Here is an 18532-nt window from a genome sequence, read left to right on the forward strand (position 1 = left end):
ACACATAACAAAGTCATTGTCATGCGGTTCTCGACCGTACATCGAGAACCACTCAGTGGACGCGTAGCACCAACAAACGGTGTGTTATCAAGTCATCGGCTTATTAGTACCAGTCAGCTGCATGCATTGCTGCACTTCCACATCTGGCCTATCAACCCAGTAGTCTGGCTGGGAGCCTCTCACCCGAAGGTATGGAAATCTCATCTTGAGGCCGGCTTCCCGCTTAGATGCTTTCAGCGGTTATCCATCCCGAACGTAGCTAATCAGCGGTGCTCCTGGCGGAACAACTGACACACCAGAGGTTCGTCCAACCCGGTCCTCTCGTACTAGGGTCAGATCCTCTCAAATTTCCTACGCGCGCAGCGGATAGGGACCGAACTGTCTCACGACGTTCTAAACCCAGCTCGCGTACCGCTTTAATGGGCGAACAGCCCAACCCTTGGGACCTACTCCAGCCCCAGGATGCGACGAGCCGACATCGAGGTGCCAAACCATGCCGTCGATATGGACTCTTGGGCAAGATCAGCCTGTTATCCCCGAGGTACCTTTTATCCGTTGAGCGACAGCGCTTCCACAAGCCACTGCCGGATCACTAGTCCCGACTTTCGTCCCTGCTCGACCTGTCAGTCTCACAGTCAAGCTCCCTTGTGCACTTACACTCGACACCTGATTGCCAACCAGGTTGAGGGAACCTTTGGGCGCCTCCGTTACTTTTTGGGAGGCAACCGCCCCAGTTAAACTACCCACCAGGCACTGTCCCTGAACCGGATTACGGTTCGAAGTTAGATATCCAGAGTGACCAGAGTGGTATTTCAACAATGACTCCACATGAACTGGCGTCCATGCTTCACAGTCTCCCACCTATCCTACACAAGCCACACCGAACACCAATACCAAGCTGTAGTAAAGGTCACGGGGTCTTTCCGTCCTGCTGCGCGTAACGAGCATCTTTACTCGTAATGCAATTTCGCCGAGTTCGCGGTTGAGACAGTTGGGAAGTCGTTACGCCATTCGTGCAGGTCGGAACTTACCCGACAAGGAATTTCGCTACCTTAGGATGGTTATAGTTACCACCGCCGTTTACTGGGGCTTAAATTCTCAGCTTCGCCTTGCGGCTAACCGGTCCTCTTAACCTTCCAGCACCGGGCAGGCGTCAGTCCGTATACATCGTCTTGCGACTTGGCACGGACCTGTGTTTTTAGTAAACAGTCGCTACCCACTAGTCTCTGCGGCCACCACACCCTTTTCGGAGCAAGTCCGTATAAGTGGATGGCCCCCCTTCTCCCGAAGTTACGGGGGCATTTTGCCGAGTTCCTTAACCACGATTCTCTCGATCTCCTTGGTATTCTCTACCTGACCACCTGAGTCGGTTTGGGGTACGGGCGGCTAGAACCTCGCGTCGATGCTTTTCTTGGCAGCATAGGATCACCCACTTTTTATCCGCATCGTGTCTCAGCCTNTGTGAACGGCGGATTTGCCTACCGTTCGGCCTACGCACTTGCACCAGGACAACCATCGCCTGGCTTGGGCTACCTTCCTGCGTCACACCTGTTAATACGCTAACCGCACCAGAATGGGGTCGTGCGCTAGGCCCACAGCGTCACCCCGAAGGGATCAGTCAGTGGGATTCAGACACTTAGCACTACTGGATTAGCTTGGGCGGTTCTTCGCCGGTACGGGAATATCAACCCGTTGTCCATCGACTACGCCTGTCGGCCTCGCCTTAGGTCCCGACTTACCCAGGGAAGATTAGCTTGACCCTGGAACCCTTGGTCTTTCGGAGGACGTGTTTCTCACACGTCTTTCGCTACTCATGCCTGCATTCTCACTCGTGTAGCCTCCACGGCTGGTTTACACCGCCGCTTCGCTGGCCACACGACGCTCTCCTACCCATCAACACGGCTGGACCACGAAGGCCTACCAATAATGTCAATGCCACAACTTCGGTGGCGTGCTTGAGCCCCGTTACATTGTCGGCGCGGAATCACTTGACCAGTGAGCTATTACGCACTCTTTCAAGGGTGGCTGCTTCTAAGCCAACCTCCTGGTTGTCAAGGCAACTCCACATCCTTTCCCACTTAGCACGCGCTTTGGGACCTTAGTTGGTGGTCTGGGTTGTTTCCCTCTCGACTATGAAGCTTATCCCCCACAGTCTCACTGCTGCGCTCTCACTTACCGGCATTCGGAGTTTGGCTGACGTCAGTAACCTTGTAGGGCCCATCGGCCATCCAGTAGCTCTACCTCCGGCAAGAAACACGCAACGCTGCACCTAAATGCATTTCGGAGAGAACCAGCTATCACGAAGTTTGATTGGCCTTTCACCCCTATCCACAGCTCATCCCCTCAGTTTTCAACCTAAGTGGGTTCGGTCCTCCACGACGTCTTACCGTCGCTTCAACCTGGCCATGGATAGATCACTTCGCTTCGGGTCTAGGACATGCGACTGAATCGCCCTATTCAGACTCGCTTTCGCTACGGCTACCCCACACGGGTTAACCTCGCCACATATCGCTAACTCGCAGGCTCATTCTTCAAAAGGCACGCTGTCACAGCTACTAAGGCTGCTCCAACGGTTTGTAAGCAAACGGTTTCAGGTACTATTTCACTCCCCTCCCGGGGTACTTTTCACCTTTCCCTCACGGTACTTGTCCGCTATCGGTCATCTGGGAGTATTTAGGCTTATCAGGTGGTCCTGACAGATTCACACGGGATTTCACGGGCCCCGTGCTACTTGGGATACTCTTCGCGCCACGGTTGGCATTTCGACTACGGGGTTGGCACCCTCTATGACCGGCCTTTCAAGACCGTTCGTCTATACCATCGTGTAACGCCGCCACCTCGGCAGAGATGACTGAAAAGTCCCACAACCCCCAACGTGCAACGCCTGCCGGCTATCACACACGCTAGGTTTAGCCTGTTCCGGTTTCGCTCGCCACTACTAACGGAATCGCGGTTGCTTTCTCTTCCTGTGGGTACTGAGATGTTTCACTTCCCCACGTTCCCTCTACCCGCCCTATATATTCAGGCGGGAGTCACTAGGTCGGCACGCCGCCCAGCGGGGTTTCCCCATTCGGACACCCTCGGATCAAAACTTGCTTATCAGTTCCCCGAGGCTTATCGCAGATTGCTACGTCCTTCTTCGGCTCCAGATGCCAAGGCATCCACCGTTTGCTCTTAAAGACTTGAAATCACATGAGTTTGAATCAGAATCGACACCAGACCCNAAGGCCTGGCATGAAATTGACTAATGATCTTTAAGATCATCTTGTGCAACCGACCGAAGCCGGCTGCAAGATGCTCGCGTCCACTGTGTAGTTCTCAAAGTACGGGCGGTACCCCTTCCCGCATCCCCAACCGGAGACACAACAAGAGGCCCAGAGGTACAGAAACGATCCGAAGATCGCATCCGGTCCCTCAGGACCCAACAGCGTGCAGACACCGGCCCCCTCACCCAGAACCTTCCANCAACCGAAGTTGCGTACTAGCTCCGAGATCAGATCTCGATGTCATGTCAAATGTTCCACCCATGAGCTCCCAGCGAAGAACGTANGCCTTCGAACTGGGTTCTGGACTCCGAAGAGTCAGATGCTCCTTAGAAAGGAGGTGATCCAGCCGCACCTTCCGGTACGGCTACCTTGTTACGACTTAGTCCTAATTACCGATCCCACCTTCGACGGCTCCCTCCACAAGGGTTAGGCCACCGGCTTCAGGTGTTACCGACTTTCATGACTTGACGGGCGGTGTGTACAAGACCCGGGAACGTATTCACCGCAGCGTTGCTGATCTGCGATTACTAGCGACTCCGACTTCATGAGGTCGAGTTGCAGACCTCAATCCGAACTGGGACCGGCTTTTTGGGATTCGCTCCACCTCGCGGTATTGCAGCCCTTTGTACCGGCCATTGTAGCATGCGTGAAGCCCAAGACATAAGGGGCATGATGATTTGACGTCATCCCCACCTTCCTCCGAGTTGACCCCGGCAGTATCCCATGAGTTCCCACCATTACGTGCTGGCAACATAGAACGAGGGTTGCGCTCGTTGCGGGACTTAACCCAACATCTCACGACACGAGCTGACGACAACCATGCACCACCTGTTTACGAGTGTCCAAAGAGTTGACCATTTCTGGCCCGTTCTCGTATATGTCAAGCCTTGGTAAGGTTCTTCGCGTTGCATCGAATTAATCCGCATGCTCCGCCGCTTGTGCGGGTCCCCGTCAATTCCTTTGAGTTTTAGCCTTGCGGCCGTACTCCCCAGGCGGGGAACTTAATGCGTTAGCTGCGTCACGGAATCCGTGGAATGGACCCCACAACTAGTTCCCAACGTTTACGGGGTGGACTACCAGGGTATCTAAGCCTGTTTGCTCCCCACCCTTTCGCTCCTCAGCGTCAGTTACGGCCCAGAGATCTGCCTTCGCCATCGGTGTTCCTCCTGATATCTGCGCATTCCACCGCTACACCAGGAATTCCAATCTCCCCTACCGCACTCTAGTCTGCCCGTACCCACTGCAGGCCGGAGGTTGAGCCTCCGGATTTCACAGCAGACGCGACAAACCGCCTACGAGCTCTTTACGCCCAATAATTCCGGATAACGCTTGCGCCCTACGTATTACCGCGGCTGCTGGCACGTAGTTAGCCGGCGCTTTTTCTGCAGGTACCGTCACTTTCGCTTCTTCCCTGCTAAAAGAGGTTTACAACCCGAAGGCCGTCATCCCTCACGCGGCGTTGCTGCATCAGGCTTGCGCCCATTGTGCAATATTCCCCACTGCTGCCTCCCGTAGGAGTCTGGGCCGTGTCTCAGTCCCAGTGTGGCCGGTCACCCTCTCAGGCCGGCTACCCGTCGACGCCTTGGTGAGCCATTACCTCACCAACAAGCTGATAGGCCGCGAGCCCATCCCCAACCGAAATTCTTTCCAACCACTGAAGATGCCTTCGTGGTTCGTATCCAGTATTAGACGCCGTTTCCAGCGCTTATCCCAGAGTCAGGGGCAGGTTGCTCACGTGTTACTCACCCGTTCGCCACTGATCCCACAGAGCAAGCTCCGTGTTCACCGTTCGACTTGCATGTGTTAAGCACGCCGCCAGCGTTCATCCTGAGCCAGGATCAAACTCTCCGTAAAAAAGAAATGCATACGACACCGGGAAAACGATGACGCAGCGAGTTTGATGCTGACCAAAGAGACAAATTCATTGCTGACTTCATCCATTGCCAACCCCCCGGGAAGATGCCTTCGTGGTTCGTATCCAGTATTAGACGCCGTTTCCAGCGCTTATCCCAGAGTCAGGGGCAGGTTGCTCACGTGTTACTCACCCGTTCGCCACTGATCCCACAGAGCAAGCTCCGTGTTCACCGTTCGACTTGCATGTGTTAAGCACGCCGCCAGCGTTCATCCTGAGCCAGGATCAAACTCTCCGTAAAAAAGAAATGCATACGACACCGGGAAAACGATGACGCAGCGAGTTTGATGCTGACCAAAGAGACAAATTCATTGCTGACTTCATCCATTGCCAACCCCCCGGAAGGAGTTGGTCTTTGATCCAAAGGAATCTCATCCAGCCGAAGCTGAATCGAGGTTATTTGGCATTTGACAAGTGCACGCTGTTGAGTTCTCAAGGATCGGATGCTCCCACGACCCAGTCATCACAACCAGGCCCGAAGGGCAACTTATCTATCTTAGCCACCCTGTTCCGCTTGTCAAATCGGCGCGCCGTGCAGATCTTGGATCCGCTGCGCAGCCTGTGACAGCCGCAGTTGGGGTGGATCTCCCATCCTAGACGCACGCGTCGTTACTCACAAGTGAGGGTGTGGGAGGTCGTTCTCCGCTTGAGGGGGGTGAAGCTCTCGGCCTCTCCGCTTCCCTGTGGGGCGAACAAGTAATAAGTTACGTGGGTTCCGGGGTTCTGGCAAATCGAGCCGCTCTCCCCGGGCGTGTCGGCGAGCACTCCGCCGCAGCTTTTGGCTGTCCAGGGGCGGGAAACGCCCGGGATCACGGCGCCGAGTACCATCGGACGGTGCTCGAGTCATCGAATCCGCCACCGTCCGCGGCCCTTCTGCGACGCGTGTTGTCGGAGGTGGGCCTCCCGATCGCAGAGCCGATGGCCGTTGCCGCTCCTGCCCGCGCCGTACCGCTGCCCTCACGCCTGGCGACCGGAGATCTGGCATGGGCGAGCGTGAGCGCGGTGATCGCGGCCAGCGGCTACCGCACCCTGCCCGATCCCGACAGGATCTCCCTCGCCTACCGCAGCGATGCCGTGCTCACCGTCGACGGCATGAGACCCGACGTATGGTCACCCCTCTCCGGATTCTGGCGATCGAGCGACGGGTGGATCCGCACTCATGCCAACTATCCGCACCACACGCGACGCCTTCGGGATGGACTCCGCCTCCCCGACAGAGCCGGTCCCGACGACATGCGAGCTGTGATCGGAGAACGGCGCAGCGACGAGCTCGTCGACGCGATCTCCCGCGCGCGTGGCCTCGCCGTCGTGGTCGGCACGGAGAATCCGGCCCTCGACAGAACCTTGCAGGCTCGCCCACTGCTGGACGTCGACGGCCCCGCTCCCCTGGATGTGCACCTCTCCCCCGCGGCGCCGGACCCTCTCCCGCTTGCCGGTATCCGCGTGCTCGACCTCACCCGTGTGATCGCCGGCCCTGTCTGCACTCGAACACTGGCTCTGCTCGGCGCCGACGTGCTGCGCGTCGATCCTCCGACTCTGCCTGAGCCGGAGTGGCAGCACCTGGATACGGGGCATGGCAAGCGATCCACCGTGATCGATGCGCGCAGCTCCGGTTTCCGCGACCTGCTCGATTCGGCCGACGTCGTCGTCCTGGGGTACCGACCCGCCTCCCTCGCGCGACTCGGACTCTCAGCGGAGGCGCTCCGCGAGCGGCATCCACGTCTTCTCATCGCCGAACTCAGCGCCTGGGGTTCGGAACATCCCGACCGAGCCGGCTTCGACAGCCTCGTCCAGGCGGAGTCCGGCATCGCGATGATCGAGTCGCCGGACGGCGCGACGCCGGGCGCCCTTCCTGCACAGGCTCTCGACCACAGCGCAGGTTATCTGCTCGCCGCGGGGATCACCGCGTTGCTCAGACGACGCGCCGCCGAGAACAGAGGGTGGCGCATCCGAACGTCTCTGCGCCGGATCGCCGCAGAGTTGCTGGGTATGCCCCGTCAGTCGATCCCCGCTCCGACCTCCGAGCTCGACACCTCGCCGCACACCAGATCGTTCGCCGTCGCAGGGCACCGGATCACCACCGTGGCGCCCGTGATTCCCGGACTCGAGTTCAGTGCGCCTCGGCCGTGGGGATCGGATCAGCCGACCTGGTGACGCGCCGGAACAGCGGCACCGACAGGCACAGCACCAGTGTCAGCGCTCCCCAGATCGCACAGGCGGGCGGCAGGACCCGATATGCAAGATGCTGGATCGTGAACTCGTCGGTGAACGGCCCATAGGCGACCGCCCCGACGATCCACGCGGTGATCAGCACCGCCGGCAGCGAGATCCACCAGGCGATACGGACTCCCGCGGGAACCACCTGCACGACATCGTGCGCATCCGCCCGACGAAGCCGGAGGAGCGCCCAGATGCCGAGGATCGACAGGCCGATCACGCTGGATCCGTGCTGCAGCCATTTGTAACCGGTCAGAGGTCCCCACATCTCGTCGAGCGCCGGCAGCGCCTCGACGCCCCACCGCCCTTCGTGCGTGAAGTGATCCCAGAGGATGTGCGACACGACTCCGAGCAGCAGTGAGACGCCGAGCAGCAGAGGTGCGAACCGGTTGCCGACGCCCACGCCGATCGCGGTCCTCGCCGCCGCGCGCCCTGTCTGTGACCAGTCCGTCGGTAATCTCCGTGCCAGCGCCTCCGGCGCCAGTTCACCGACGGCGGGGCGAAGCACGACGCGCCACACCAGGAAGAGCACGAACGCGACGGCGCTCGTCCACACGACGTTGGTGAACGTGTGCGTGAAGGAGTAGTCGATCCCGATTCCTCGCAGGAAGAGCGGAAGATCCGGCGTCATCGCTCCGATCGCGATCGCGGCGGGCACGAGAGGCGTGCGGACGAACGGCAACGCGATGACCGCGTGGCTCGGTGTGAACGGCATCGAGGCTCCCGTCGCGAGGGATCCTGGTAGCGATCCGGACCCGGGTCCGGATCGCTGCCAGGGATGATCGGCTGGGCGGATCAGTCCAGGAAGAGTCCCGCGAGGGTCTTCTTTCCGCGGCGGAGCACGGAGACTTCCCCGGGAAGCTTTCCTGCGACGGTCGCCGCGTCATCTTCCACGCGTTCGCCGTCGAGCGAGACGCCGCCCTGGGCGATCGCGCGACGAGCCTCCGACAGACTCGACACGAGCCCGGTGGCGACCAGCGCATCGACGACCGACGACCCTGCGTCGACCTTCGCGTTCGGCAGCTCCTCGAGTGCGGTGCGCAGCGTCGACGCGTCGAGGGCGGTCAGGTCGCCCTGACCGAACAGCGCGTCGGAGGCCGCGATCACGGCAGCCGTGGCATCGATGCCGTGCACGGTGGCGACGACCTCGAGAGCCAGACGCTTCTGAGCCGCACGTCGGAACGGCTCAGTCTCGACGAGCGCCTCGTACTCCTCGATCTCGGCGCGCGTCAGGAACGTGAACACCTTGAGCCGCTCGATCACGTCGGCATCCGCCGTGCTGAGCCAGAACTGGTAGAACGCGTACGGGCTCGTGAGATCGGCATCGATCCAGATCGCGTTGCCCTCACTCTTGCCGAACTTCGTTCCGTCGCTGTTCGTGATCAGCGGCGTGCCGATGGCGTGCACGGATACGCCCTCCACACGGTGGATGAGGTCGGTGCCGCTGGTGAGGTTGCCCCACTGATCCGACCCACCCGTCTGCAACACGCAGTCGTACTGACGGTACAGCTCGAGGAAGTCGATGCCCTGCAGGATCTGGTAGCTGAACTCGGTGTAGCTGATGCCCGCATCGGAGTTCAGTCGCGCTGCGACCGCATCCTTCTTGAGCATCGTGCCGACCCGGTAGTGCTTGCCGATCTCGCGGAGGAAGTCGATCGCGCTCAACGGGGCGGTCCAGTCGAGGTTGTTCACCATGCGGGCCGCGTTCTCACCCTCGAAACTCAGGTACTGCTCGACCTGGCCCCGCAGACGATCCACCCACTCGGCGACCGTCTCACGGGTGTTGAGCGTGCGCTCGGCCGTCGGACGGGGGTCTCCGATCAGACCGGTCGACCCTCCGACGAGTCCGAGGGGCTTGTGGCCGGCGAGCTGGAGCCGACGCAGAGTCAGCAGCTGCACGAGGTGACCGAGGTGCAGGCTGGGGGCAGTCGGGTCGAAACCGCAGTAATACGTGATCGGGTCCCCGGCGAGAAGGGCGCGCAGCGCCTCCTGGTCAGTGGACACGTGGACGAGTCCGCGCCACAGCAGTTCGTCCCACACGTTCTCGAACGTGGGGTCGATCGCCGGCGGGGCGGTCGTCAGAGCGGTATTCGACACGCGCTCCAGGCTATCAGCGGTGAGCACTCGCCATTCCCCCTGCACAGGCGGATCGGTCGGGTCAGCTGTGGGCAGCCCACCACACGAGGAACGCCGCGCCCAGTCCGATCACCCAGCTCACCAGGCTCCCGACGAGGAAGTACTCCGCCCTGGCACCGGTCTCGCCGTCGCGAGAGATCTCGGGGAACCGGACGATGCCCTTGGCCGCCAGCATCGCTGCGAGGATCGGGTAGGCGGCGGCCAGAGTGAGGATCATCACGAGGATGCGTTCCAGCGGGCCGATCAGACGGCCGCCCTTGAACCCGGCCCGCGGATCCCGGGCGGGCTCGGCCTCGTCGGAGGTCTTGTTCGTGGCGATGGGGGCCGGTCCCGCCTCGGACTCGGTGGTCGCGGGCGCAGGGATGCGCGTGAGTTCGGCCGGACGCCACGTGTGCTCGCCGTCGAGCGCCGCGCGCACCACGAGGTTCGCCGATTCCATCAGGAACACACCGGCACCGACCGTCAGCATCGCGAGATCGAACGGCACCTCGCCGAACGGCGACCGGATGCTCCAGACCGCGCCGATCAGACCGGTGTCCGTGCGGGCGCCGAGGGCGACCACGGCGCCGATGCTGAGCACCCCGAGCAGCGCAGCGGGCCAGAAGCCGAGCGGCGCCGGACGCTCGGACGGCATGCACCACACCCAGAGAGCTCCGACCACGAGCCCCGAGAGCATCGGCAGGAGGGCGTCGCTCACACTTCCGAGGAGCAGCAGGATCACGGCCGTCGTGAGGTACCCGACCCATCGACGGGGCGCGAACTGGCGGACGAGATCGGCGGCGCCGACCGCGAGGAGGAGGAATCCGGCGACGATCATGCGGTCGATCCTCTCAGCGCGACGAGCCCCTCGAGGAGTGCCGCGCTGCCGGCGTTGCGCAGCGACTTCGAGACGCTCGGCTGCGAGATGCCCTCTTCTGCCGCGAGCTCATGCTGCGATCTGCCGACCAGGCGTCCGTAGGTCAGCCGGCGCTCGCGCTCGTTCATGGCCCCCACCAGCTCGTCCCTGACGAGGAGATAGGCGTTCGAGGCGGCGATCGTGCTGTCCATGACCTCATCCTGCCCGGGAGCTCCGACAATCCAGGTGCGCGTGCGCGGCACCGCGCGACCCTCCCGCCCGTGCACCATCTCGATCGCGGCACGCGCGGCGTACCAACCGGGTCCGTCAGCGAGCTCACCGTGCACCGAGTCGACCGCCCTCACCGCTCCGACGCCGATGCCGAAGCGGAACGCGATGCCGTCCGGCAGGCTGAGCTGGATCATCAGCAGCGAGACCATGGCATCTTCGAGCGCGCGATAGACGCCCTGCTGCTCGTCTCCGACCGTGGGGGTCAGCGGCTGCTGTGCGAGCGGAAGATCCTCCTCGACGCGGGCGATGGTGTCATCGAGGATCCGCTGCGCCGCCGTGCGATCGTCGAGCTTGCGAGAGCCCACGATGTCGGCGAGTACGGCGATGACCATGTCATAACCGTATCACGAATAACTTGGCTTTATGCCCTATTTGGCTATACGCTCGGGATATGCCTGAATCAGACATCATCTCCTGGGCGGAAGGCTCCTGGACACACGCCCCCGCCGACCTCGCCTCCGCCGCCGAGCACCTCGACGTGACCGCCGTCGAAGGCAGCGACGCCTGGCGCCACACCGCCTACGGCTTCGTGCACGATACCGAGCACGCGCTGCTCGCGCCGCTGGCGGTCGGCGAGGCGATGGACGTGTCGTTCCGCGCCCCCTGGGACGGACAGTTCGACCAAGCCGGCATCTTCGTGCGCATCGACGACGAGCACTGGATAAAGGCGGGCATCGAGTACGCCGACGATCACCTCGGGCTCGGCGCAGTCGTCACCGACATCCGCTCCGACTGGTCGGTCGGGTACGTCGACGACTGGCACGGCAGCGAGATCACCGTCCGCGTGAGCCGCTGGCCGGATGCCGTGATCGTGCGGGCACGCGCGGATGACGGAGACTGGCGTCTGGTGCGGGTCGCCCCGTTCGACGGCGATGCCGCGGCATCCGCAGGCCCGTTCCTCGCGGGCCCCACCCGCGCGGGTCTCGTCGTACGCTTCACCCGCTGGACGCGCTCGGCCGCCGACATCGCGCTGCACTGACCCGAACCCGCCGAACCATCGGCATGACCCGAACGGCCCGTGGAGATTCTCGTCGAGAACCTCCACGGGCCGTTCGCCGTCACGGGGACGCGAGTGCGCTGCTACAGGCCGAGTGCGTGCGCGGCCGCCTGCGCCCGCGCCACGAGCTCGGCGCGCTGCTCGGTCACTCGCACCGGTGCTGTGCCTCCGGCTCCGGTGCGAGACGCCACCGAGCCCTCGATCGTGAGGACCTCGCGGACCTCCGGAACCAGGTGCGGCGAGACCGAGAGCAGCAGCTCGTCGGAGGCGTCCTCGAGCCCGATCCCCTGCTCCTCGCAGGCACGGACGAGCGCGCCGGAGATCTCGTGCGCGTCGCGGAAGGGCACCCGCCGCTTCACCAGCCACTCGGCGACGTCGGTCGCGAGCGAGAAACCCTCCGGCGCGAGCGAGGCCATGCGCTCGGTGTCGAAGCGCAGCGTCGCGATCATGCCCGCGAATGCGGGAAGCACGACCTCGAGAGTCTGCACGGAGTCGAAGACCGGCTCCTTGTCTTCCTGCAGGTCCCGGTTGTACGCGAGCGGGAGACCCTTGAGCGTCGCCATGAGCCCCGACAGGTTGCCGATCAGACGCCCCGACTTGCCACGAGCGAGCTCCGCGATGTCGGGGTTCTTCTTCTGCGGCATGATGCTCGACCCGGTCGAGTAGCTGTCGTGCAGCGTGACGAAGCCGAACTCGCGCGTGTTCCAGAGGATGATCTCCTCGCTCAGACGTGACAGGTCGACTCCGGTCATGGCAGCGATGAAGGCGAACTCCGCCACGACGTCGCGCGCGGCGGTGCCGTCGAGCGAGTTCTCGGCGGGTCGGTCGAGACCGAGCTCGGAGGCCACGAGTGCGGGATCGAGACCGAGCGTCGATCCCGCGAGCGCTCCCCCGCCGTACGGCGAGGCACCGGCGCGACGGCGCCAGTCGACGAGGCGCTCGAGCTCGCGCACGAGAGGCCAGCCGTGCGCCTGCAGGTGGTGAGCGAGCAGGACCGGCTGCGCGTGCTGCAGATGCGTGCGTCCGGGGAGGATCGCGTCGGGGTGCGCCTCGGCCTGAGCCACGAGAGCGTCGATGACACGGAGCAGGTCCCGGGCGATGACCCGGGCGTGATCGATCAGGTACATCCGCACGAGGGTCGCGATCTGATCGTTCCGACTGCGGCCCGCTCGGAGGCGGCCACCCAGCTCCGGCCCCAGCTCGGCGATGAGCGCCTGCTCGAGAGCTCCGTGCACGTCCTCGTCGGACGGCACCGGCTGCAGAGTGCCGTCGGCGACCTTGCGCGCCACGGCATCCAGTCCCGCGTGCATCCGCGCGGCCTCGTCGGACTCGAGATACCCGGCTGCCTCGAGCGCGGTCGCATGCGCGTGGGACCCTGCGATGTCGTAGGGTGCGAGCACCCAGTCGAAGTGGGTCGACCGGCTCAGCTCGACGAGCTCCGGGGAAGGTCCGCTCGCGAACCGCGCACCCCAGAGGGCGCCCTCGTTGGTGCCTTCGTTCTTCGAGTCGCTCATCACGCGTCCTTCTTGCCGAGCAGCCAGACCAGAAGTGCCTTCTGCGCGTGCAGGCGGTTCTCAGCCTCGTCCCAGACGACGCTCTGCGGCCCGTCGATGACCTCGGAGTCGACCTCGTACCCGCGATCCGCGGGGAGGCAGTGAATGAAGACCGCTTCGGGGTCGGCGATCTGCATCGTCTCGGGCGTCACCTTGTAGCCGCCGAGATCGCGGATACGGGCGAGTTTCTCCTCTTCCTTCCCCATCGACACCCAGGTGTCGGTGACGACGACGTCGGCTCCGGCCGCCGCCTCGACGGCGTCGGTGAAGAGCGTGATCGATCCTCCGGTCTCCGCGGCACGGCGATCGGCTGCCTCGACGACGTCGGGGCGGGGCGCGTAGTCAGCGGGCGACGCGATGCGCACATGCATGCCGGCAGTCACGCCCGCCAGCGCATACGAGTGCGCCATGTTGCTCTGCCCATCACCGAAGAACGTCAGAGTCAAGCCCTTGAGGTCGCCCTTGTGCTCGCGGATCGTGAGCAGGTCGGCGAGCAGCTGGCACGGGTGGAAGTCATCCGAGAGGGCATTGACGACCGGAACCGTGGTGCCGGCTGCCATCTCCTCAAGCCCCGACTGCGCATAGGTGCGCCAGACGATGGCCGCCACCTGGCGCTCGAGCACCCGGGCCGTGTCCGACGGGGTCTCCTTGCCGCCGAGCTGGCTGTTGGCCGTCGAGATGATCAGCGGGGAGCCGCCGAGGTCGGCGATGCCCACCGCGAATGAGACGCGGGTGCGGGTCGACGACTTGTCGAAGATCACCGCGACCGTCTGCGGACCGGCGAGCGCCTTGTTCGCCCAGCGATCCTTCTTCAGCTCGATGGCGAGATCGAGGATCTCCGCCTGCTCTGCGGGGGTCAGATCGTCGTCACGCAGAAGGTGGCGGGTCATGCGAGGGCCTTTCCGGATTCGGTGAGGGATGCCTGGACGGCGGCGAGCGATGCCGCGAAGAGGTCGCGGAACTCGGCGAGCTCCGCGTCTCCGATTGTGAGCGCCGGCGCGATGCGCACGGTCTCGGGGTTCGCCGCGTTCACGATGAGTCCACGCTCCTGGGCCGCGGCGACGACCTCGTTCGCGACCGGAGTACTCAGTGCCACGCCGATCAGGAGTCCGCGGCCGCGCACTCCGGTGACGAGGGGGGACTCGAGCCCTGCGATAATCTCGCGCAGCTGCTCGCCGCGGCGGGCCGCGTTCTCGACGAGTCCGGCGTCTTCGATCTCGGTGAGCACCGCATCCGCGACAGCGGTGGCCAGCGGGTTGCCGCCGAACGTCGAGCCGTGCGAGCCGGGCGTGAAGAGCGAACTCGCCGCACCGTAGGTGACGAGCGCGCCGATCGGGAAGCCACCGCCGATGCCCTTCGCGAGGGTGATGGCGTCGGGCGTGATTCCCTCGTGGCTGAATCCGAACCAGGCACCCGTACGCCCGGCACCCGTCTGGATCTCATCGACGATGAGCAGCGCACCGTGCTTCAGTGTCAGCGAACGCGCCGCCTGGAGGTACCCCTCCGGCAGCTCGACGACGCCGGCCTCGCCCTGGATGGGCTCGACGATCACGGCGGCGACACGGTCGTCGATCGCGGCTTCGAGCGCCTCGATGGTCGCCGGGATGTGCTCGACTCCGCCGGGCATCGGCTCGAAAGGCGCCCGCATGGCGGCCTTCGCCGTCAAAGCGAGCGAGCCCATGGTGCGTCCGTGGAAGCCGTTCTCGAGGGCGAGGATGCGCGGCTTCTCGGTGCCGCCGTGCAGACGGGCGAGCTTGAACGCCGCCTCGTTGGCCTCGGCGCCGGAGTTCGAGAAGAACACGCGGCCGTCGATGCCGGCGCCCGCGAGGCGCTTGAGCCGTGCGGCGAGCGCGAGCTGCGACGGCGTCGCGAAGTAGTTGGAGACGTGCGCGAGGGTCGCCGCCTGCCGCGACACGGCCGCGACGAACACCGGGTGCGCGTGACCGAGCGAGGTCACCGCGATGCCGGCGAGGAAGTCGAGGTGGCGGTTGCCCTCGGAGTCCCAGAGGTACGAGCCCTCACCGCGAGTGAGCATCGCCAGACGGGGTCCTGCGTTGAGGACCAGATCGCTCGCTGCGTCATCCTGCCAATTGCTCATGCGTTCGTCCCTGCGCTTCCCAAGACCACTTCTGTTCCGATTCCCTTGCTGGTGAAGAGTTCGACGAGCACCGAGTGCGGCACACGTCCGTCGATGATCGCTGCGGCGTCGACGCCGCCCTCGATCGCATCCAGGCATGCCTTCATCTTCGGGATCATGCCGGATTCGAGGGTCGGGAGCATCTCGATGAGAGCCTCCGACGTGAGGTGCGAGACGAGCGAGTCGCGGTTGGGCCAATCGGCGTAGAGGCCGGGGACATCCGTGAGGATGACGAGCTTGCGCGCCTTCAGCGCCACGGCGAGGGCTGCGGCCGCGGCATCCGCGTTCACGTTGAGCGACTGACCGGGGTGATCGAGGTCCGGGGCGATGCTTGAGACCACGGGCACACGACCCGCCGCGAGGTGGTCGAGCACCGGTGTCGGATCGACCTCGACGACGTCGCCGACGCGACCGAGGTCGATCTCCTCCCCGTCGATCACGACGCCGCGGCGGCGCCCACCGAAGAGTCCGGCGTCCTCGCCGCTGAGCCCGGTCGCGATCGGACCGTGCGAGTTGATCTTGGAGACCAGCTGCGGGTTGACCTGACCGGTGAGCACCATACGCACGACGCTGATCGCCTCGGTGTTGGTGACGCGGTAGCCGCCCTTGAACTCGCTCGGGATCTCGAGCCGCTGCAGCATGTCGGAGATCTGGGGGCCGCCGCCGTGCACGACGACGGGCTGCACTCCGACATAGCGCAGATACGCGATGTCCTGGGCGAAGGCCTCCTGCAGTTCGTCGGAGACCATCGCGTTCCCGCCGTACTTGACGACGACGATCTGATCGCGGAACTTCTTCAGCCACGGAAGCGATTCGATGAGCGTCGCTGCCTTGACGGCGGCGACGTCGGGGGTGGTGTCCTGGATGTCGGTGGTCATGAGGCGTACGCGCTGTTCTCGTGCACGTAATCGTGAGTGAGGTCGTTCGTGAGGATCGTCGCCGTCGCATCACCGATCTTGAGGTCGATCACCAGATGAGTCGCCCGTGGAGTCAGGTCGACCTCCTCGCGCGGCCGGTCGGGGCCACCTTCACTGCACACGCGGACGCCGTTCATCCAGACATCGACGTCATACGGGTCGAACTGCGCGTTCGTCGTGCCGATCGCGGCGAGCACCCGACCCCAGTTCGGGTCGTTGCCGAAGATCGCAGCTTTGAAGAGGTTGTTTCGAGCGACCGAGCGGCCGACCTCGACCGCCTCTCCCTCGGTCACGGCATGCTGCACCTCGATCGTGATGTCGTGGCTCGCTCCCTCGGCATCCCCCTGCAGCTTGACCGCGAGTTCCAGGCAGAGCTCGCGCAGGGCGGCGGTGAAGTCGTCGAGGGCGGGCACGACGCCGGATGCACCGTTGGCGAGCAGCGTGACCTGGTCGTTCGTCGACATGCACCCGTCGGAGTCGAGACGGTCGAACGTCGTGCCGGTCGCTGCGCGCAGGGCGGCATCCGCTTCGAGCGGCTCGAGCACGGCATCCGTCGTGATGACGACCAGCATGGTCGCGAGCCCCGGGGCGAGCATGCCGGCGCCCTTCGCCATGCCGCCGATGGTCCAGCCGTCGCGGGCCACGATCGCTGTCTTCGACACGCTGTCGGTGGTCATGATGGCCTCGGCCGCCACATCACCGCCGTCGGTCGAGAGCTCGGCGATGGCCTGCTCCGTGCCCGCGAGCACCTTGCCGCGGAAGACCTCGTCGCCGACGCCGATGAGACCGGTCGAGCAGACGAGCACGTCGCCGGCGCTGACGCCGAGCAGCTCTGCCGCCTTCTCGGCGGTCTGGTGCGTGGTCTGGAACCCGAAGCTCCCGGTGAAGCAGTTCGCTCCCCCGGAGTTCAGCACGACCGCTTCGACCACGCGATCGGCGACGACCTGCTGCGACCAGATGATCGGGTTGGCCTTGGCGCGGTTGCTCGTGAAGACGGCCGCGCCGACCTTGCGCGGGCCGCGGTTCACGACCACGGCGACATCGGGCTTGCCGGTCGACTTGAGGCCGGCGGCGACTCCGGCCGCCTCGAATCCTGCGGGGGCGGTGACGCTCACGGCGCGACTCCGTTCACTGAGAGGGCGCGGGACTCGGGCAGCCCCAGCGCGAGGTTCATGGACTGGACGGCAGCGCCTGCGGTGCCCTTGACGAGGTTGTCGACCGCGGTGACCACCGTCACCCGGTTGGCGGCACGGTCGATCGCGAGGCCGATCAGCGCGGTGTTCGCGCCGAGGACGTCGGCCGTGCGCGGGAAATGTCCCTCCGGCAGCAGCTGCACGAAGGTCTCATCGCCGTACGCGTCTTCCCACGCCGCTCTGATCTCGGTGTCGCTGACGTCGCCGACGATCGGTGCGGTCGAGGTGGCGAGGATCCCCCGCGACATCGGCACGAGCACAGGGGTGAAGGAGATGCGGATGCCTTCGGGAGCGGCGCCCGAGGCGGCGGCGAGCGCCTGACGGATCTCGGGGATGTGCCGGTGGGTGCCGCCCACCGCGTAGGGGTTGGCGGTGCCGAGGATCTCGCTGCCGAGCAGGTTCGTCTTGAGGCTCTTGCCTGCGCCCGAGGGGCCGACGGCGAGCACCGACACGATGTCGCCCGGATCGATCACCCCTGCGGCCACGCCGGGGGCGAGACTCAGGCTCACGGTCGAGGCGTTGCACCCCGGGGCGGCGATCCGCGTGGAACCGCGCAGAGTCTCCCGCTGCTTGATGCCACCCACGAGCAGTTCGGGAACGCCGTAGGCCCAGGGCTCATGGAACTCGCCCCCATAGAAGGCGTCCCACGAATCCCGGGAGGTGAGCCGATGGTCGGCACCGGCGTCGATCACGAGCGGGGTGTCGCCGAGCGCATCCGTGTACTGCCCCGACTGACCGTGCGGCAGCGCGAGGAAGACGATGTCGTGCCCGGCGAGGATCTCGGGTGTGGTGTCCTGCAGCGTCAGATGGGCGAGAGAGCGCAGGTGCGGCTGGTGCTGCACGAGAGGCTGGCCCGCGTTCGAGTGCGCCGTGACGGTGCGGATCTCGATGTCGGGGTGCGACGCGAGGAGGCGCAGGATCTCGCCGCCCGCGTAGCCGGATGCGCCGGAGACGGCGACGGAGTACGTCATGCTTCTACCTTAACGGTCGGACCCCTCGGCGAACTCGGGGTGCAGTGTCGGGAACCGGGGCGGCGACACCGGCACTCGACCACCGTGCGTACGCAGGCAGCAGCGCA

At 64.3% G+C, this 18532-nt stretch carries 12 protein-coding genes and 2 rRNA genes; 2 read left to right on the forward strand and 12 right to left on the reverse strand.

From position 1 onward, the window contains the following. Positions 1 to 83 precede the first annotated feature (83 nt). Positions 84 to 3188 (reverse strand): 23S ribosomal RNA (locus IXW21_RS16825). Between the two features lie 408 nt (positions 3189 to 3596). Further along, a 16S ribosomal RNA gene (locus IXW21_RS16830) occupies positions 3597 to 5120 on the reverse strand. The 16S and 23S rRNA genes sit together here, the layout of an rRNA operon. Before the next feature lie 892 nt (positions 5121 to 6012). Here IXW21_RS16830 and IXW21_RS16835 point away from each other — a divergent pair. Then, positions 6013 to 7332, forward strand: coding sequence for a CoA transferase (locus IXW21_RS16835; protein ID WP_323742292.1), 1320 nt, complete (start codon positions 6013 to 6015; stop codon positions 7330 to 7332). On the opposite strand, the gene IXW21_RS16840 is transcribed toward IXW21_RS16835, so the two are convergent. The 4 genes from IXW21_RS16840 to IXW21_RS16855 all read right to left on the reverse strand — a co-directional run bounded on the left by IXW21_RS16840 (position 7289) and on the right by IXW21_RS16855 (position 10989). Continuing rightward, a complete protein-coding gene (locus IXW21_RS16840; protein ID WP_194765396.1) occupies positions 7289 to 8110 on the reverse strand; it encodes a DUF4184 family protein in 822 nt (273 codons plus the stop codon). The two genes, IXW21_RS16835 and IXW21_RS16840, sit on opposite strands and share 44 nt — an antisense overlap. An 80-nt stretch (positions 8111 to 8190) precedes the next feature. Next, a complete protein-coding gene (gene tyrS, locus IXW21_RS16845) occupies positions 8191 to 9492 on the reverse strand; it encodes a tyrosine--tRNA ligase (RefSeq protein ID WP_194765397.1) in 1302 nt (433 codons plus the stop codon). A gap of 61 nt (positions 9493 to 9553) precedes the next feature. Then, entirely contained in the window at positions 9554 to 10348 is a 795-nt protein-coding gene (locus IXW21_RS16850) for a hypothetical protein (protein ID WP_194765398.1), read from the reverse strand. Next, on the reverse strand, positions 10345 to 10989 hold the full coding sequence (locus tag IXW21_RS16855) for a SatD family protein (protein WP_194765399.1): 645 nt from the start codon (positions 10987 to 10989) through the stop codon (positions 10345 to 10347). Before IXW21_RS16855 ends, IXW21_RS16850 begins: the two co-directional genes overlap by 4 nt. A gap of 59 nt (positions 10990 to 11048) precedes the next feature. Here IXW21_RS16855 and IXW21_RS16860 point away from each other — a divergent pair, with 59 nt between their 5' ends. Continuing rightward, on the forward strand, positions 11049 to 11636 hold the full coding sequence (locus IXW21_RS16860; RefSeq protein ID WP_194765400.1) for a DUF1349 domain-containing protein: 588 nt from the start codon (positions 11049 to 11051) through the stop codon (positions 11634 to 11636). A 101-nt stretch (positions 11637 to 11737) separates the two neighbouring features. On the opposite strand, the gene argH is transcribed toward IXW21_RS16860, so the two are convergent. The 6 genes from argH to argC are packed head-to-tail and all read right to left on the reverse strand — an operon-like array spanning position 11738 to position 18425. Continuing rightward, on the reverse strand, positions 11738 to 13168 hold the full coding sequence (gene argH / locus IXW21_RS16865; protein WP_194765401.1) for an argininosuccinate lyase: 1431 nt from the start codon (positions 13166 to 13168) through the stop codon (positions 11738 to 11740). Next, positions 13168 to 14097 (reverse strand): ornithine carbamoyltransferase, encoded by a 930-nt coding sequence (gene argF / locus IXW21_RS16870; RefSeq protein ID WP_194765402.1) that lies wholly within the window; start codon positions 14095 to 14097, stop codon positions 13168 to 13170. The genes argH and argF overlap by 1 nt, the downstream gene beginning before the upstream one ends. Then, positions 14094 to 15305 (reverse strand): acetylornithine transaminase, encoded by a 1212-nt coding sequence (locus IXW21_RS16875; RefSeq protein WP_194765403.1) that lies wholly within the window; start codon positions 15303 to 15305, stop codon positions 14094 to 14096. The genes argF and IXW21_RS16875 overlap by 4 nt, the downstream gene beginning before the upstream one ends. Then, on the reverse strand, positions 15302 to 16222 hold the full coding sequence (gene argB, locus IXW21_RS16880) for an acetylglutamate kinase (protein ID WP_194765404.1): 921 nt from the start codon (positions 16220 to 16222) through the stop codon (positions 15302 to 15304). Before argB ends, IXW21_RS16875 begins: the two co-directional genes overlap by 4 nt. Continuing rightward, entirely contained in the window at positions 16219 to 17376 is a 1158-nt protein-coding gene (gene argJ / locus IXW21_RS16885; protein ID WP_194765405.1) for a bifunctional glutamate N-acetyltransferase/amino-acid acetyltransferase ArgJ, read from the reverse strand. Before argJ ends, argB begins: the two co-directional genes overlap by 4 nt. Continuing rightward, a complete protein-coding gene (gene argC / locus IXW21_RS16890; protein ID WP_194765406.1) occupies positions 17373 to 18425 on the reverse strand; it encodes an N-acetyl-gamma-glutamyl-phosphate reductase in 1053 nt (350 codons plus the stop codon). Before argC ends, argJ begins: the two co-directional genes overlap by 4 nt. Between the last annotated feature and the right edge of the window lie 107 nt (positions 18426 to 18532).

It is taken from the genome of Microbacterium sp. UFMG61 (assembly GCF_015354505.1).
In the GTDB taxonomy this organism is placed as follows: Bacteria; Actinomycetota; Actinomycetes; order Actinomycetales; family Microbacteriaceae; genus Microbacterium.

Excerpts from the sequence above, each read along its gene's own strand:
- argF (WP_194765402.1), bottom strand. The coding sequence starts at position 14,097 with ATGACCCGCCACCTTCTGCGTGACGACGATCTGACCCCCGCAGAGCAG.
- argH (WP_194765401.1), bottom strand. The coding sequence starts at position 13,168 with ATGAGCGACTCGAAGAACGAAGGCACCAACGAGGGCGCCCTCTGGGGT.
- IXW21_RS16855 (WP_194765399.1), bottom strand. The coding sequence starts at position 10,989 with ATGGTCATCGCCGTACTCGCCGACATCGTGGGCTCTCGCAAGCTCGAC.
- argC (WP_194765406.1), bottom strand. The coding sequence starts at position 18,425 with ATGACGTACTCCGTCGCCGTCTCCGGCGCATCCGGCTACGCGGGCGGC.
- argB (WP_194765404.1), bottom strand. The coding sequence starts at position 16,222 with ATGACCACCGACATCCAGGACACCACCCCCGACGTCGCCGCCGTCAAG.
- IXW21_RS16850 (WP_194765398.1), bottom strand. The coding sequence starts at position 10,348 with ATGATCGTCGCCGGATTCCTCCTCCTCGCGGTCGGCGCCGCCGATCTC.
- IXW21_RS16860 (WP_194765400.1), top strand. The coding sequence starts at position 11,049 with ATGCCTGAATCAGACATCATCTCCTGGGCGGAAGGCTCCTGGACACAC.
- IXW21_RS16875 (WP_194765403.1), bottom strand. The coding sequence starts at position 15,305 with ATGAGCAATTGGCAGGATGACGCAGCGAGCGATCTGGTCCTCAACGCA.
- IXW21_RS16840 (WP_194765396.1), bottom strand. The coding sequence starts at position 8,110 with ATGCCGTTCACACCGAGCCACGCGGTCATCGCGTTGCCGTTCGTCCGC.